Origin of the sequence: Streptomyces sp. TS71-3 (assembly GCF_018327685.1) — a bacterium.
In the GTDB taxonomy this organism is placed as follows: Bacteria; Actinomycetota; Actinomycetes; order Streptomycetales; family Streptomycetaceae; genus Streptomyces.
The window spans coordinates 2,837,614-2,851,518 of record NZ_BNEL01000001.1 but is presented as its reverse complement, the minus strand read 5'-3'; the positions used below and the strand labels follow the sequence as shown (position 1 = coordinate 2,851,518).

14 protein-coding genes are annotated in these 13,905 nt (G+C 73.9%); 7 read left to right on the top strand and 7 right to left on the bottom strand.

The genetic code is table 11. From position 1 onward, the window contains the following. The first annotated feature begins 310 nt into the window (after positions 1-310). From Sm713_RS11580 to Sm713_RS11555, 6 genes are all read left to right on the top strand, one after another. A complete protein-coding gene (locus Sm713_RS11580) occupies positions 311-907 on the top strand; it encodes a helix-turn-helix domain-containing protein (protein WP_212909538.1) in 597 nt (198 codons plus the stop codon). A 152-nt stretch (positions 908-1,059) separates the two neighbouring features. Next, positions 1,060-2,457, top strand: a complete 1,398-nt coding sequence (locus tag Sm713_RS11575; protein WP_212909537.1) for an FAD-binding oxidoreductase — start codon at positions 1,060-1,062, stop codon at positions 2,455-2,457. Next, entirely contained in the window at positions 2,454-2,846 is a 393-nt protein-coding gene (locus Sm713_RS11570; RefSeq protein WP_212909536.1) for a (2Fe-2S)-binding protein, read from the top strand. The genes Sm713_RS11575 and Sm713_RS11570 overlap by 4 nt, the downstream gene beginning before the upstream one ends. Beyond that, complete coding sequence (locus Sm713_RS11565; RefSeq protein WP_212909535.1) at positions 2,843-4,537, top strand: FAD-dependent oxidoreductase; 1,695 nt, start codon at positions 2,843-2,845, stop codon at positions 4,535-4,537. The genes Sm713_RS11570 and Sm713_RS11565 overlap by 4 nt, the downstream gene beginning before the upstream one ends. Next, positions 4,534-5,478 carry a dihydrodipicolinate synthase family protein gene (locus tag Sm713_RS11560; protein WP_212909534.1) on the top strand — a complete coding sequence of 315 codons (945 nt, stop codon included), beginning with the start codon at positions 4,534-4,536 and terminating at the stop codon, positions 5,476-5,478. Before Sm713_RS11565 ends, Sm713_RS11560 begins: the two co-directional genes overlap by 4 nt. Next, a complete protein-coding gene (locus Sm713_RS11555; RefSeq protein ID WP_212909533.1) occupies positions 5,478-6,479 on the top strand; it encodes a proline racemase family protein in 1,002 nt (333 codons plus the stop codon). The genes Sm713_RS11560 and Sm713_RS11555 overlap by 1 nt, the downstream gene beginning before the upstream one ends. Before the next feature lie 265 nt (positions 6,480-6,744). On the opposite strand, the gene Sm713_RS11550 is transcribed toward Sm713_RS11555, so the two are convergent. The 7 genes from Sm713_RS11550 to Sm713_RS11520 all read right to left on the bottom strand — a co-directional run bounded on the left by Sm713_RS11550 (position 6,745) and on the right by Sm713_RS11520 (position 12,793). Then, a complete protein-coding gene (locus tag Sm713_RS11550) occupies positions 6,745-7,047 on the bottom strand; it encodes an antibiotic biosynthesis monooxygenase (protein WP_212909532.1) in 303 nt (100 codons plus the stop codon). A 47-nt stretch (positions 7,048-7,094) separates the two neighbouring features. Beyond that, the gene (locus Sm713_RS11545; RefSeq protein WP_212909531.1) at positions 7,095-8,303 is read right to left on the bottom strand and encodes a GDSL-type esterase/lipase family protein; all 1,209 of its coding nucleotides are present in this window, start codon (positions 8,301-8,303) and stop codon (positions 7,095-7,097) included. An 80-nt stretch (positions 8,304-8,383) separates the two neighbouring features. Then, positions 8,384-8,953, bottom strand: a complete 570-nt coding sequence (locus Sm713_RS11540; RefSeq protein WP_212909530.1) for a TetR/AcrR family transcriptional regulator — start codon at positions 8,951-8,953, stop codon at positions 8,384-8,386. Between the two features lie 288 nt (positions 8,954-9,241). Next, the gene (locus Sm713_RS11535; protein WP_212909529.1) at positions 9,242-9,472 is read right to left on the bottom strand and encodes a hypothetical protein; all 231 of its coding nucleotides are present in this window, start codon (positions 9,470-9,472) and stop codon (positions 9,242-9,244) included. A gap of 245 nt (positions 9,473-9,717) precedes the next feature. Next, entirely contained in the window at positions 9,718-10,635 is a 918-nt protein-coding gene (locus Sm713_RS11530) for a TIGR03619 family F420-dependent LLM class oxidoreductase (RefSeq protein ID WP_212909528.1), read from the bottom strand. A gap of 302 nt (positions 10,636-10,937) precedes the next feature. Next, positions 10,938-11,945 carry an alcohol dehydrogenase catalytic domain-containing protein gene (locus Sm713_RS11525; RefSeq protein WP_249416234.1) on the bottom strand — a complete coding sequence of 336 codons (1,008 nt, stop codon included), beginning with the start codon at positions 11,943-11,945 and terminating at the stop codon, positions 10,938-10,940. A 104-nt stretch (positions 11,946-12,049) separates the two neighbouring features. Continuing rightward, the gene (locus tag Sm713_RS11520) at positions 12,050-12,793 is read right to left on the bottom strand and encodes an SDR family oxidoreductase (RefSeq protein WP_212909527.1); all 744 of its coding nucleotides are present in this window, start codon (positions 12,791-12,793) and stop codon (positions 12,050-12,052) included. A gap of 127 nt (positions 12,794-12,920) precedes the next feature. Between Sm713_RS11520 and Sm713_RS11515 the strand changes: the two genes are divergently transcribed. Next, positions 12,921-13,835, top strand: a complete 915-nt coding sequence (locus tag Sm713_RS11515; RefSeq protein WP_212909526.1) for a LysR family transcriptional regulator — start codon at positions 12,921-12,923, stop codon at positions 13,833-13,835. Positions 13,836-13,905: the final 70 nt, after the last annotated feature.

The window sequence follows — 13,905 nt, the reverse complement described above, 5'->3', positions numbered from 1 at the left end:
CCACGGCGGTCACGCGCCCGTCGCCCAGGACGGGCAGCGTGCGGGCCGCGCAGGTCGGCTGAATGTCGCCGGTGCTGCGCCGGCTGTTGCCGATGTCTGGGCGGCCCACGTCCGCACGCTCTCCCGGCCCCGGCTGAGCAAGGATGGCCGGCCGGTGGCGGCGAGGGCGGGGTGCGCACCGGCCCGCACCCCGGCCCGGCGGATCGGTTTCCGTTCCCCGCACCCCCCGTGTACGTTCAGTATTCCGAACGAAAAAAGCCAGCGGATCGTACGCTGAACCGAACAGCCCCGGCGGGTGAAGGAGTCCCGAGTGAAGTCCCCCAGCAGTTCCATCCGGGACATTCTCGCTGCCAATCTCAAGCGGGAGAGGGCGCGCCGCGGGCTGTCGCTCTCCAAGCTCTCGCAGCTCTCCAAGATCGGCAAGGCCACGCTCTCGCAGCTGGAGTCGGCGACCGGGAACCCCACCATCGAGACGGTGTTCAGCCTCTCCCGCGCGCTGGAGGTGCCCATCTCCGACCTGATGGACGCCCAGTACCCGAGCGCCGTGACGGTGGTGCGCGCCGCGGAGACCGAGGTGCTCAGCGGGGAGGGCGTCGACCTGCGCGCGCTCAACCGGATCGAGTCGGGCGGCGTCATCATGGAGGTCTACGACCAGCAGGTTCGTGCCGGATGCGAGCAGCACTCGCTCGGCCACGCGGGCACCGAGCACACCGTCGTGCAGTCCGGCACGCTGGTCGCGGAGGTGGACGGGCGGCGGGTCGAGCTCGGCCCCGGCGACTACATCGCCTTCGACGGGTGGCTGCCGCACAGCTACGCCGCGCCCGAGGGCACGGTCCGCTCGGTCCTGGTGCTGCACTACCGCTCCGCGCGCAGCGAGCACCAGGAACCGCCGAACCCGCCGCACTAGAGCGCACGGACCCTCCCGCCCCAGGCACGGCCGACCCCGTGCGGGCACCCTCCGGGGCACTCCCACGGCCCCGTTCGAGCGCCGCCCGTTGACACCCCGCGCCCGCGGTCCCTAGCCTGCAATCGTTCGCTATACAGAACGGAGGCGGGCGGGTGCACCGAACGAGGGTCGTGGTGCTCGGCGCGGGCATCGTCGGCGCCGCCTGTGCCCGCGAACTCGCCCTGGCCGGGCTGGACGTCCTCGTCCTCGACCGGGGCGGCGCCGCGGCGGCCACCACCGCGCACGGCGAGGGCAACATCCTCGTCTCCGACAAGGGCCCGGGCCCCGAGCTGGACCTCGCCCTGCTGTCCCGGCGGCTCTGGCCCGAGGTACTGGCGGAGATCGCCGACCGCGCCCCCGCCCCCTCGGACGGCCCGGGCGCCTCCCTCTCCTCCGCGCACCCCTCGACGCACGCCGCCGAGTGGGACCCCAAGGGCGGGATCGTCGTGGCCACCACCGAGGAGGGCGCGGCCGGGCTCACCCGGTTCGCCGCGGAGCAGCGCGCCGCCGGTGTCCGCGCCGAGCCGATTCAGGCGCGCGAGGTGCGCGCCGCGGAGCCCTTCCTGACCGAGCGCCACACCGCCGCGGTGCACTACCCCGACGACGCGCAGGTGCAGCCTGCGGGCGCGGCCACGGTGCTGCTCGGCGACGCCCTGGCGCATGGCGCCGAACTGCGCACCGGGCACGAGGTGCTGGGCGCGGTGACCCGCGGCGGGCGACTCGTCGCGGTGCGCACCGGCCGGGGGACGGTGGACGGCGACGTCTTCGTGAACGCCACCGGGCCCTGGTCGGGCGAGGTGTCCGCGCGGTTGGGCGCACCGGTGGACGTCCGGCCGCGGCGCGGCGAGATCCTGGTGACCGCGCCACTGCCGCCCACCGTCTTCCACAAGGTGTACGACGCCGACTACGTGAGCGCCGTCGGCAGCGACGACACCGGGCTCCAGACGTCCGCCGTGGTCGAGGCGACCCGCGGCGGCAGCGTCCTGCTGGGCTCGTCCCGGCGGCACGCCGGCTTCGACGACCGGCTGCGCCCCGAGGTGCTGTCCGCCGTCGGAGCCAAAGCGCTCCGGCTCTTCCCCTCCCTCGCGGACGTTCCGGTGATGCGGGCCTACGGCGGCTTCCGGCCCTACGTGCCCGACCACCTGCCCCTCATCGGCGCCGACCCGCGGCTCGCCGGGCTGTGGCACGCGGGCGGGCACGAGGGCGCCGGCATCGGCCTGTCCGTGGGCACCGCCCGGCTGCTGCGCGAACTGCTCCTGGGCGAGCGGCCAAGCCTCGATCCGGCGCCGTTCCGGGTGGACCGGCCGGCGGTGCTGGGCACGGCGGAGGGCGTTCAGGACGGCGTTCAGGACTTTTCCGCGCCCGCCGCGCCGGAACGCATTCCGGACTGCTCCACGTCCACCGCGCCGGACGGCCGCGCGGAGGGTGCGGCACTTGACGCCACTTCGCCGGGCTCCACCGCGGCCCCCGGCACCGCTGCCCCGACCCCCGCCCCCGAGGAGGGAGCATGAGCCCGAGGCTCGTCCCCGCGCGGGACGACTCCGTGCGCCGCACGGACCGCCCGCTGACGGTCACCGTGGACGGCACGCCGGTGCCAGGCGTGGCGGGGCAGACCCTGGCCGGGGTGCTGCTCGCCGCGGGCCGCACGGCGTGGCGCACCGGACGCGGGGGCGCGCCGCGCGGCGTGTTCTGCGGGATCGGCGTCTGCTTCGACTGCCTGGTCACGGTGAACGGCGAGCGGGATGTGCGGGCCTGCATGCGGCGGGCCCGGGACGGCGACGCGGTGACCACGCAGTCCCGCGCGTCCGCCGCCCCGGACGCACCCGGTTCCGCCCCGGACGCACCCGGTTCCGCCCCGGCACCGACCCCTGCGCCGGCCCCGGCCCCGGAGCAGCCGTGAAGCGCCGCACCGTGGTCGTGGTGGGCGCCGGGCCGGCGGGGCTCGCGGCGGCGGACGGCGCGCTGGCGGCGGGCGCCGACGTCGTGCTGATCGACTCCGCGGACCGGCCCGGCGGCCAGTACCACCGGATGCTGCCTCAGGCGTACGAGGCCCGTGCGCCCGAGGCCGTCCAGCACGGATACTCCGCGTTCGAGAAGCGCGTCAGGCGGGTGCTCGGGCATCCGCGCTGCTCATGGTGGGCGGGCGCCGAGGTGTGGGCGCTGGAGCGCACGGACGGCGCTGAGGCGGAGGCCGGTACGCGACCGCTGGCGACCGCCCACCCGGAACCGGCCACGACCGCGCACCCGGAACCGCCCGCGACCGCCCCCGCGGAACCGGCCGGAGCCCGCCGCACCGGACCACCCACCGCACCCCCGCGCCCGGAGCACGCCCCGCCCCTCAAGGTGCATGTACTCACCCCGGCCCCGGAGCCGGGCGCGCCCCGGCGCCGCCATGTCCTGGAACCGGACGCGCTGGTCATCGCCACCGGCGCGCACGACCGCGTCCTGCCCTTCCCCGGCTGGGAGTTGCCCGGCGTGGTCACCGCGGGCGCCGCGCAGGCCCTCGCGAAGGGCGAGCGGCTGGCCATCGGGGACCGGGTGGTCGTCGCGGGCACCGGACCGTTCCTGCTGCCGGTCGCCGTGTCCCTGCTGGAGGCCGGATCCACGGTGACCGAGGTCGTCGAGGCGGCCGGGCGCGCCCGGGCCGCGCGCGGCTGGCTGGACCGGCCGTGGGAGCTGGCCGCGCAGGGCGGCAAGGGCGGCGAACTCGCCGGCCTGACCGGCGCGCTCGCCCGCCACCGGGTCCCGTACCGCTTCGGCAGGGCGGTCGTGGCGGCGCGCGGCGACGGGCGCGTGGAGGAAGTGGTGACGGCGGCGGTGCGCGCCGACTGGTCCGTGGTGCCGGGCACCGGGCGGACCACGGCCGTGGACGCGCTGTGCGTCGGGCACGGCTTCACGCCCCGTCTGGAACTCGCCGTCGCCGCCGGCTGCGCCCTGCGCCCCGGCCCGAGCGGCGCGCCCGCGGACGTCTTCGTGGACGTGGACGACGAGCAGGCCACCAGCGTCCCCGGGGTGTTCGCGTGCGGCGAGATCACCGGCATCGCCGGGGCGCCCGCCGCCCGCACCGAGGGCGCGCTCGCGGGCTGGCTCGCCGGGGGCGGCAGCCCGTACGCGCGCCCGGTGGCCGCGCTGCGCAGGTCCCGGGACCAGGGCCGCGCGTTCGCCCGCCGGCTCGCCCGCGCACACCCCGTCGGGGCGGAGTGGCACGGCTGGCTCCGCCCGGACACCGTCGTCTGCCGCTGCGAGGAGACGGACTTCGCGAGCGTGTGCGCGGCGGCCGGGGACCCGGCGTCCGGCGAGGCGCGGGTCGCGAAGCTGGCGACCCGCGCGGGCCTCGGCCCCTGCCAGGGGCGCGTCTGCGGGCCCACCGTCGCCGAACTCCGCCACCGCCTGGGCGCCGGAGAGCACCCCGTGGATCCGGCCGGGCACCCCGTGGATCCGGCCGGACCCGGCCCCCACCACCGTCCCGTCGCCGTGCCCATCAGGCTCGGGGAGCTGGCCCGGCCGCCGGAGCCGCCGGCCGGGGAGCACCCCGAGCAGCCCCACCGTCCCGCACAGTCGTACCTTCCCGTTGAGGAGAGCGGTCCATGACCACGAGCACACCCAAGGATCAGGCCCTGACCGGCGTCGTCGTCGCCACGGCGCTGCCCTACCGTCAGGATCCGAAGGCGCCGGCCGGCCTGGCCGTCGACTACGACCGGTACGCCGACCACTGCCGCTGGCTGGTGGAGAACGGCTGCGACGGCGTCGGCCCGAACGGCTCGCTCGGCGAGTACTCGTCGCTCACCGACGAGGAGCGCCGCCGGGTGGCCCGCACCGCCATCGAGGCGGTCGCCGGGCGCGGCAAGGTCATCGTCGGCGTGCACGGCGTCGGCTCGCACCACGCCGTGCGCTGGGCACAGGCCGCCGCGGAGGACGGCGCCGACGGGGTGCTGTGCCTGCCCCCGACGATGTACCGCGCCAACAAGGGCGAGGTCATAGCGCACTTCGAGGCGGTGGCCGCGGTCGGCCTGCCCGTCATGGTCTACAACAACCCGTTCGACACCAAGGTCGACCTCACGCCCGACCTGCTCGCCGAGATCGCCGCCATCGGGAACGTCCGGGCGGTCAAGGAGTTCTCCGGTGACGTGCGCCGGGTGCTGGAGATCAAGGAGCAGGCGCCGTCGCTGGACGTGATCGGCGGCGCCGACGACGTCGTTCTGGAGAGCCTGATCATGGGCGCGACGGGCTGGTTCGCCGGCTTCCCGAACGTCTTCCCCGCCGAGTCGGCCGAACTGTACCGGCTCGCCCTCGAAGGCCGCGTCGCCGAGGCGCGCGCCCTGTACGAGCCGCTGGTGGCCGCGTTCCGCTGGGACTCGCGCACCGAGTTCGTGCAGGCGATCAAGCTGGGCATGGAGATGGTGGGCCGGTTCGGCGGACCCTGCCGGCCGCCGCGGGGCCCGCTGGTCCCCGAGCACCGCGCACAGGTGACGGCGGACATGCGGCGCGCGATCGAGTCCATCGAGGCACGCGGCGCGGGCAAGGCCGCCTGATGCGCAGCGTCCGGGCGATCAGCGCCGTCGACTCGCACACCGAGGGCATGCCCACCCGGGTCGTCACCGGCGGCGTGCCGAAGATCCCCGGTGACACGATGGCGGAGCGCCGCGCGTACGCCATCGAGCACCTGGACGGGCTCCGGCGGTTCCTCATGGACGAGCCGCGCGGGCACCCGGCGATGAGCGGCGCGCTGCTCCAGCCGCCGGCCCGCCCGGACGCGGACTGGGGCGTCGTCTACGTCGAGGTCAGCGGCTTCCTGCCGATGTGCGGGCACGGCACCGTGGGCGTGGCGACCGTCCTGGTGGAGACCGGGATGGTCGAGGTGGTGGAGCCGGAGACGGTGGTCCGCCTCGACACGCCAGCAGGTCTCGTGGAGGCCAGGGTCGCGGTGCGGGACGGGGTCGCCGAGCAGGTGACGCTGCGCAACGTGGACGCCTTCGCGCTGGAGCTCGGCGCGAAGGTCGACGTCCCCGGCCTCGGCCAGGTCACGTACGACATGGCGTACGGCGGCAACTTCTACGCCATCGTGGACCTGGCGAGCGTGGGGCTGCCGTTCGACCGGGCCCGCAAGGACGACATCCTCGCGGCGGGGCTCGCGATCTCGCGGGCGGTGGACGAGCAGAACCTGCCGCGGCACCCCGCCGACCCCGGCATCCAGGGCTGCAAGCACGTGCAGTTCCTGGCGCCGGGCTCGAACGCGCGGCACTCGCGCAACGCGATGGCGATCAGGCCCGGCTGGTTCGACCGCTCGCCGTGCGGCACCGGCACGTGTGCGCGCATGGCTCAGCTGCATGCGCGCGGGGAGTTGGAGATCGGGGCGGAGTTCGTGAACGAGTCGTTCATCGGGACGCGGTTCACGGGGCGGTTGCTGCGGGCCGCTGACGTGGCCGGGGTGCCGGCGGTGGTGCCGGAGTTCTCCGGCCGCGCGTGGGTGACGGGTACGGCGACGTACCTTCTCGATCCTGCGGATCCCTTTCCGGAGGGGTTCGTCCTGTGAGCGGCGGGGCCGCCCGGGTGGCCCCTTCGGTTCCGTCTGCCCCTTCGGGCGAGTGACGACCTGCGGCTTCGTCGTGGCTGGTCGCGCAGTTCCCCGCGCCCCTTGAATTCGGGGCTGCGCCCCGATATGGGCGCGGGGCTGTGTTTGATGTGCGGCTCCGCCGCGTGGGCGCGAGAAGCCCCACCGGCGGGTGGTCCGGACACGACGGAGACGCCCGCTCTGGCCGGTGACGGGGCGAAGCCCCGTCTTTGAACCTGCTCACCCGTCACACGGGTTTCATGATGTCGTCGAAGTGCTCCACACGCGGCGCACCGGCGAGAGTCGGGCCCAGGGCCGCAGCGTACTTCGCGTAGCGGTCGGTTCCGCGGAAGTTCTCGACATGCGCTTCCACGGACTCCCACCGGGTCACCCCGACGAACCGGGTCGGGGTCTCGCGGCTCTGCTCCATGCGCGTCTCCAGGCAGCCGGGAGTGCCTGCGAGCAGATCGTGGCCGACGGCCCGGAACGCATCGACGAACGCCTGCTCGGACCCTGCTTTGACATCAATGATGGCGATTTCAGTGATCACATTCCGATTATGCAACAGGCAGTAATGCGGTGGGCTGGGCCCCGCGTTCAGGCGCCGGCCCGGCCCGGGGCGCGGCGCCCCGCGAAGGGCCCGTCGGAGGCGAAGGCCCGCTTGGCGAAGCGCTCGCCCATGCGCCGGTGCGTGGCCGCATCCGGGTGCAGATCGTCGGGCAGCGGCAGCTCCGCCGCATCCGCCTCGCCGTAGAGTTCGAGGCCGTCCAGGTAGTGCAGGTTCGGGTCGTCGGCGCCGCGCTGCGCCACGATCCGGGAGAGCTCGTCCCGGATGACGGTGAGGGTCAGTTTCCCGGCCGCCCGTTCCGCCGGATCGCCCGCGGCCCTGAACCGCAGCCGTCCCCCTTCGACGGCGCTGAAGTCCGGCACGCACGGCCCGGGGGTGTCCTCGTGGATGGGGCACAGGATCGGCGAGACGACCAGCAGCGGCGTCGTGGGGTGCCCCTCGCGGATGGTGTCGAGGAAGCCGTGCACCGCCGGGGTGAAGGCACGCAGCCGCATCACGTCGGCGTTGACCAGGTTGATGCCGAGCTTGAGGCTGATCAGGTCGGCGGAGGCGTCGCGCAGGGTGCGTGCGGTGAACGGGTCCAGCAGGGCGCTGCCGCCCAGGCCCAGGTTGACCAGGTCCACCCCGCCGAGCGAGGCGGCCACCGCCGGCCACGTGCCGGTGGGGCTCGCGGCGTTGGATCCGTGGCTGATCGAGCTGCCGTGGTGCAGCCACACGCGCCGGCCCGCCTGCGGCACCGGTTCCACGGGGGCGTCGGTGCGCAGCGCGATCAGCTCGGTGGTCTCGTCGTGCGGCAGCCAGATCTCGACGTCCTTCGTGCCGCCGGGCAGGTCCGTGAAGCGGGCGGTGCCGGCCGGGCCGGGCTTCCTCTCGGTGGTTCCCGCGGCCATGTCGATGGTGAGGGTGCCGCCTGCGGGCACCCGGGCCTGTGCCGTCAGGCGGCCGTCGACGAGCAGGTCGTACACGCCGTCCGGGAGCGGCGGAACGCCCACGTAGACCCGCTTGGTGGGCAGCGTGTCCAGCTCGATGGCGGTGGCCTCGGTACGGAAGGCCAGCCGTACGCCCGAGGGCTGGGACTCCACCATGGTGAGCTGGGGGTCCGCGTACTGCGCGCGGGCCCATGCGGGCAGCCGGTGCGGCAGCACGCCGTGCTCCGTGTGCTCCAGGTCGAGGGCGCCGCGCAGGAGGGCGGGGGTGATGGGGGTGGTGATCCAGTCGTGCGGGGTCGGAGTGTGCATCGTGCGTGCCAGCCTGTTCGGTCGGTGGTGAGGTGGGCGGGGCGCGGGTCCCCGGGCGCGGGGCACGGGGAGTCCGGCTGTCAGGGCGCGGGCCAGTTCCGTAGCAGCGCGTCGAGGGCGTCGACGATCCGTACCCAGCTCTCCTGCGAGCCGGGCCGGCTGTGGCTGAACCCTCCGGCGCTCTCCAGGCTGACGTAGCCGTGGAAGACACTGCCGAGCAGCCGGACGGCGTGTGTCTGGTCCGGCTCGGCCAGGTTGTAGCCGCGCAGGATCGCCCGCGTCATCTGCGCGTGCCTGACGCCGGCGCTGGCGGCGGCGGTCTCGGGGTCGAGCCGGAACCGCGCCGCGGCGTAGCGCCCCGGGTGCTCGCGCGCGTAGTCGCGGTAGACGTTGGCGAAGGCGCCGAGCGCGTCCTTGCCGGCCCTCCCGGCCAGGGCCTCGGCGGCCCGGTCGGCGAGTTCCTCCAGGGCGAGCAGGGCGATCCTGGTCTTCAGGTCCGCCGAGCCCTTGAGGTGGGAGTAGACGCTGGCCACCTTGACGTCGAACCGCCTGGCCAGCGCCGAGACGGTCACCTGGTCGAAGCCGACCTCGTCGGCCAGCTCGGCCCCGGCCAGGGTCAGGCGTTCCGCGGTCAGCCCTGCGCGCGCCATGCGCCACTCCTCCGTTCCCCGGTTCGTTCCCTGGTCCGTCGCCCGCCGGAAGCGTTCCGGCACGCTTTAAGCAACTTCCTAATACCCTTAGGAAGCTACCATACACCTATCGGGCCACTGGATGGGCGGGAGAGCCGTTCCGGCGTTAGTGGAGTGTGTGCGAACGGCTGCAAATGGCTGCGAACGGCGGAGTGCGCCCATGGCGGAATGTGCGCATGGCGAAGTGCGTGTGCATGGCGGAGTGTGCGCCCATGACGGGCCTGGGGGCGGCCGAAGCGCCCGGCGACCCTAGGAGCGGGAGTCGCGGTCCCGCAGCGCGCTGACACCGCCGGCATCGTTGAAATGCTGCCGGGCATGGGCCAGGCGGCGCGCGTCGCGCAGGCCCCTCCTGGCCGCCGCTTCGATGCGCAGCGCCTCCGGGCTGGAGTCCATCCGGCGCCGCTCGCGGCGCACCAGCACCGTCAGAGCGGCCGCCAGGACGGACACGGCCGCCACCGCGGCCAGCACCAGGTAGACCATCGTCGCCCCGCTTCCCCCAGGCCGTTCACCACGGCCGGTCCCCCTCCAGCCCCCCGGCCCCCAGCCGGGAAGGCTGCTCCAACAGCCCCACTCATTGTGCGACTTGTCCGACCGAAGGTGAACAGGCACGCCGGGGCCCCGGCGATCCGGCGCATCCCGCCGCACCCCCGGCGCCCCATCACCCCCATCACCCCCAGCGCCCCATCGCTCCCGGCACCCGCACGAAACCGGGCTCATCCGCGGGATCAGCCCGCGCGTACGCCTTCGATGAACCTGCCCGCCAGATCGATCCGCTCCTCCACCGTGGCCGGGGTCTGCCCGAAGTCCATGAAGAGCTCGTGCACGCCCGCCTCGGCCGCGGCCCGGGCGTAGTCGACGTACTGCTCGAAGGTTCCGGAGACGGGGACCTGCTCGGCGTCCGCCGCCGTGTCGGTGAGGTCGGGGTTCACCCGCAGCGCCATGTGCAGCAAGGCCGGGTCGCGCTCCGCCTCCTCGGCCTCCTTCTCGATCTCCGCCCACATGCCCATGAGACGGGGCAGCGGCATCCCCGCGGGGAGCCAGCCGTCGGCCTTCCGGGCCACCCTTCGCATACCGGTGGGGTTGAACGCCGCGAGGAGGACGGGGGGCCGGGGGCCCTGGACCGGCTTGAGGCCGACGACGGTCTCCGGGACGGTGAACAGCGGGCCCTCGTGGGCGAAACGGTCACTGGTCCAGTACTTGTCCAGCACGTCCAGCGTCTCGTCGATCCGCGCGCCCCTCGCCTCCCACGGCACGTTCGCCGCGGTGTACTCCTCGGGCATCCACCCGAGGCCGAGCCCGACGTCGAGGCGCCCGCCGCTGAGGACGTCGAGGGTGGTCAGCGCCCGGGCCAGCATCACGGGGGACTGCCACAGACCGTTCAGCGTGCTCGTCCCGAGGCGGACGCGGCTCGTGCGGGCGGCGACGAACGTGAGGGCCGTGAGCGGGTCCATGTGGTTCTCGTACTCCCGCGGCATCACCCCGCGGACGCTCGGATAGGGCCTGCTCGGCGAGAGCGGGGCGAGGAGCCGGTCTCCCGTCCAGAGCGAGTCGTAGCCCATCTCCTCGGCGGAACGGCTCACTTCGACGATGCTCTCCATCCCTGCGTCCGGACCGAAGGTGGGTAGCGTCAGGCCTATGCGCATGTGAGCTCTCTCCGTCTCGTGATGTGGGGGGCGCCGTCCGTGTGGGGACGCCCGGAAACGGAGCTTGCCACTGCGCCGCCGGACGAGAATCACCGCCTCCGGATATCCGTCCGGAACCGGGTCCGGGTCCCGGACGGAACACCGGGCAGACGTGCTTCGGGCGCGGCCCCGGGCTTCTGCCGGTGGCCGCGCCCGTGGCACGCCGAGGTGGATCGTCGTGGATCGTCACTTGGAGCGGAGACCGCGCTATGACCGTTACGACCATCACGACCGTTACGGCACGAGAGGCGCCCGGCCGGCCGTCACGACGTGACGAGAACCGTGCGGATGTTGGCCTTGCTCTGGTTCTGGTACGCCTTCTCGGCCTCCTCCAGCGGATACGTCTCGATGATCGGGCGGACGCCCTTCAGCACCGCGAAGTTCAGCGTGTCCTCGCTGTCCTGCGCGACGCCGCTGTACCAGCCGGACACGCTCAGCCGGTCGTCCGCGAGGGCGTGGCCCGTGACCTGGACGGGGTCCTGCCCCTCCAGCACGATCAGCCGGCCGTTCGGGCGGAGCCCGGGAACCAGGTCGGACTGGAGGCTGCCGCGGGAGACGGTGGCCAGGATGACCGCCGCGCCGCCCAGCGCGCGCAGCGCCTCGCCGACGTTGCCCTCGTTGCTGTCGATGTACTCGTTCGCGCCGAGCCGGCGGGCCAGCTCCTCCTTGGCGCGCCCGCGGTTGATGGCGACCGTGCGGAAGCCCATCTTGTCGGCGAACTGGACGGCCAGGTGGCCGACCCCGCCGACGCCCTGGACCGCGACCGTGTCGCCCGGGCCCGCGCCGGAGTGCCGCAGCGCGTTGAACGCGGTGATGCCGGCGCACATCAGCGGAGCGGCCTCCTCGAACGACAGGCCCTCCGGTATGCGGGCCACCGCGTCCTGCGGCGCCACCATGTACTCGGCGTAACCGCCGTCGTACGAGGTGCCGACGATGGTGCGGTTCACGCAGTTGGTGAAGTCGCCGCGCCGGCAGAACTCGCAGGTGAAGTCGCTGCCGCCGGACCAGCCGACGCCCACCCGGTCGCCGACCCGCCAGGTCCGCACGCCCTCGCCGACCGCGTCGACGACGCCCGCGATCTCGTGGCCGGGCACCCGCGGCAGCACTGTGCCGAACAGCGCGTGCCGGGGTATGTCGTCGCCGCCGCAGATGCCGCACGCGTGCACCTTCACGCGCACCTGCCCGGGCCTCGGCTCCGGCACCGGGATGTCCGCCAGCACGAACGGGCCGCCGGCGGCCTGGACCTGGGCCGCGCGCATTGTCGCTGTCATGTTCTTCCCGCTCTCTCTCGGTCCCTCTTGCTCGCTCAGCGCGTTCGCTCAGCGCGTTCGCTCAGCGCTCAGTGCGTTCCGCTCAGCGCCCTTGCCCTGCTCGCTCAGTGCATTCCGCCGTCAGCGACGAGCTGCTGCCCGGTGATCAGCGCGGCCTCGTCTCCGGCGAGGAACGCCGTGACGGCCGCCACGTCCTGCGGCGTGCCGAGGCGCCCGATCGGCACCATCGCGACCAGGCTCTGCTTGTACGCGTCGTTGGCCGGGTCGCTGAAGATGCCCGCCCCGTCGATCGGGCCCGGCACCACGGTGTTGACGGTGATGCCCCGCGGCCCGAGTTCCAGCGCCAGCACGCGGGCGAGGTAGCCCGTGGCGACCTTGCTGGTGCCGTAGAGCCCGACGCCGACCTGGGGAACCGTCGTCGTGTTGGACGAGATGGTGATGATCCGGCCGTCGTCGGCGACCCGCCGGGCGGCCTCGCGCAGGACGAAGTACGGGCCCTTGGTGTTGACCCGGAACAGCAGGTCGAAGTCCTCTTCGGTGACCTCGGCCACCGGCACGTTCACCTTCTCCATGCCGGCGTTGGCCACCACGATGTCGATCCGGCCGAACTCGCCGGTCGCCGCGTCGAACAGCCGCTGTATCCCGTCGACCCGGGAGACGTCGGCGCGCACGGTGACGGCCCGGACACCCTCGGCCTCCGCGGCCTTTCGAACCTCGTCGGCGGCGGTCTCGTCCCTTGAGTAGTTGACGACGACGTTCGCGCCCCGCGCCGCCAGCCGCAGCAGGATCGCGCGGCCCAGACCCTTGGAGGACCCGGTGACCAGCGCGGTCTTCCCCTTCAGTGACATACCACTCCCAACAGCTCCCACGAGCTCCAACCGGATCGGTGGACTTATGGTCAGACGGAACTCGCGAGTAGGGGAAACAGAGTCTCGTTGGGAGGCCACAACGGACCGTTGTGGGAGAATCGGACGGGTGGACCTGAACCTGCGGCTGCTGGAAGCCCTCGCGGCGGTCGCCGGCGAGGGCAGCATGACGCGTGCCGCGGCGCTGCTGAACATGACCCAGCAGGCGGTCAGCGGGCAGATCCGGCAGCTTGAGCGGGTCGTCGGGACACCACTGGTGCACCGGCTGCCGTCGGGTGTCGAGCTCACCGCGGCCGGACAGATCGTTCTGAAACAGGGCAGCGCGCTGCTGACGGCCGCCGAGGCGATGGTCGGCGAGGCGCGGTCGGCGGGCTCGGGCCGCTCGGGCCCGCTGCGGATCGCGTTCAAGGCGCAGAGCACCGCGCACTTCATGCCGGAGGTCGAGGCCGCGCTCCGCCGCGACGCGCCGGACCTGGAGGTCAGGCCGATCGCCGTGCACACGCTGCCGGACGAGATCGAGGCGCTGACCGAGGGCGCCGCCGACGCCGCGTTCCTGTGGCTGCCGATCGGCGAGGACCCGCGCTTCGCGGTCCACCCGCTGATCGACGAGCCGCGCTGGGTCGCGCTGCCGCCCGGTCACCCGCTCGCCACCCGCTCGTCGCTGACGGTCGCCGACCTCGCCGCGGAACCCGTCGTCGGCCCGCGCGACGGCATGCCGGAGGCGGTCGTCCGCTTCTGGTTCATCGACCCGCGCCCCGACGGCACCCGCGCGGTGTTCGGTCCCCAGGGCCGCACCCCCGAGGAGTGCCTGCACCTCGTCGCCGCCGGCCACGGCTGCTGGATCGCGCCCGCGTCGACCGCCGCTTACTTCCCGTACCCCCGGCTGACCTGGCTCCCGCTTCAGGACGCGGAACCGCTCACGCTGGCGCTCATCTGGCCCCGGCACCGCACGAACCCGCTGCTGCACCTGCTGCTCCAGGAGAGCCGACGGGTGGTGCGGCCCTCGCTGCCGGTGCGGTCGTGACGCCCGGGGCGGCCGATGCGGTCGTGACGCCCGGGGCGGCCGGGCGCCGGCGGCTCGTCCCATCGCCGCC

Bases quoted from the DNA above. Each gene is read 5' to 3' on its own strand.
- Sm713_RS11570 (WP_212909536.1), top strand. From the start codon at position 2,454: ATGAGCCCGAGGCTCGTCCCCGCGCGGGACGACTCCGTGCGCCGCACG.
- Sm713_RS11560 (WP_212909534.1), top strand. From the start codon at position 4,534: ATGACCACGAGCACACCCAAGGATCAGGCCCTGACCGGCGTCGTCGTC.
- Sm713_RS11555 (WP_212909533.1), top strand. From the start codon at position 5,478: ATGCGCAGCGTCCGGGCGATCAGCGCCGTCGACTCGCACACCGAGGGC.
- Sm713_RS11545 (WP_212909531.1), bottom strand. From the start codon at position 8,303: ATGCACACTCCGACCCCGCACGACTGGATCACCACCCCCATCACCCCC.
- Sm713_RS11540 (WP_212909530.1), bottom strand. From the start codon at position 8,953: ATGGCGCGCGCAGGGCTGACCGCGGAACGCCTGACCCTGGCCGGGGCC.
- Sm713_RS11535 (WP_212909529.1), bottom strand. From the start codon at position 9,472: ATGGTCTACCTGGTGCTGGCCGCGGTGGCGGCCGTGTCCGTCCTGGCG.
- Sm713_RS11530 (WP_212909528.1), bottom strand. From the start codon at position 10,635: ATGCGCATAGGCCTGACGCTACCCACCTTCGGTCCGGACGCAGGGATG.
- Sm713_RS11525 (WP_249416234.1), bottom strand. From the start codon at position 11,945: ATGACAGCGACAATGCGCGCGGCCCAGGTCCAGGCCGCCGGCGGCCCG.
- Sm713_RS11520 (WP_212909527.1), bottom strand. From the start codon at position 12,793: ATGTCACTGAAGGGGAAGACCGCGCTGGTCACCGGGTCCTCCAAGGGT.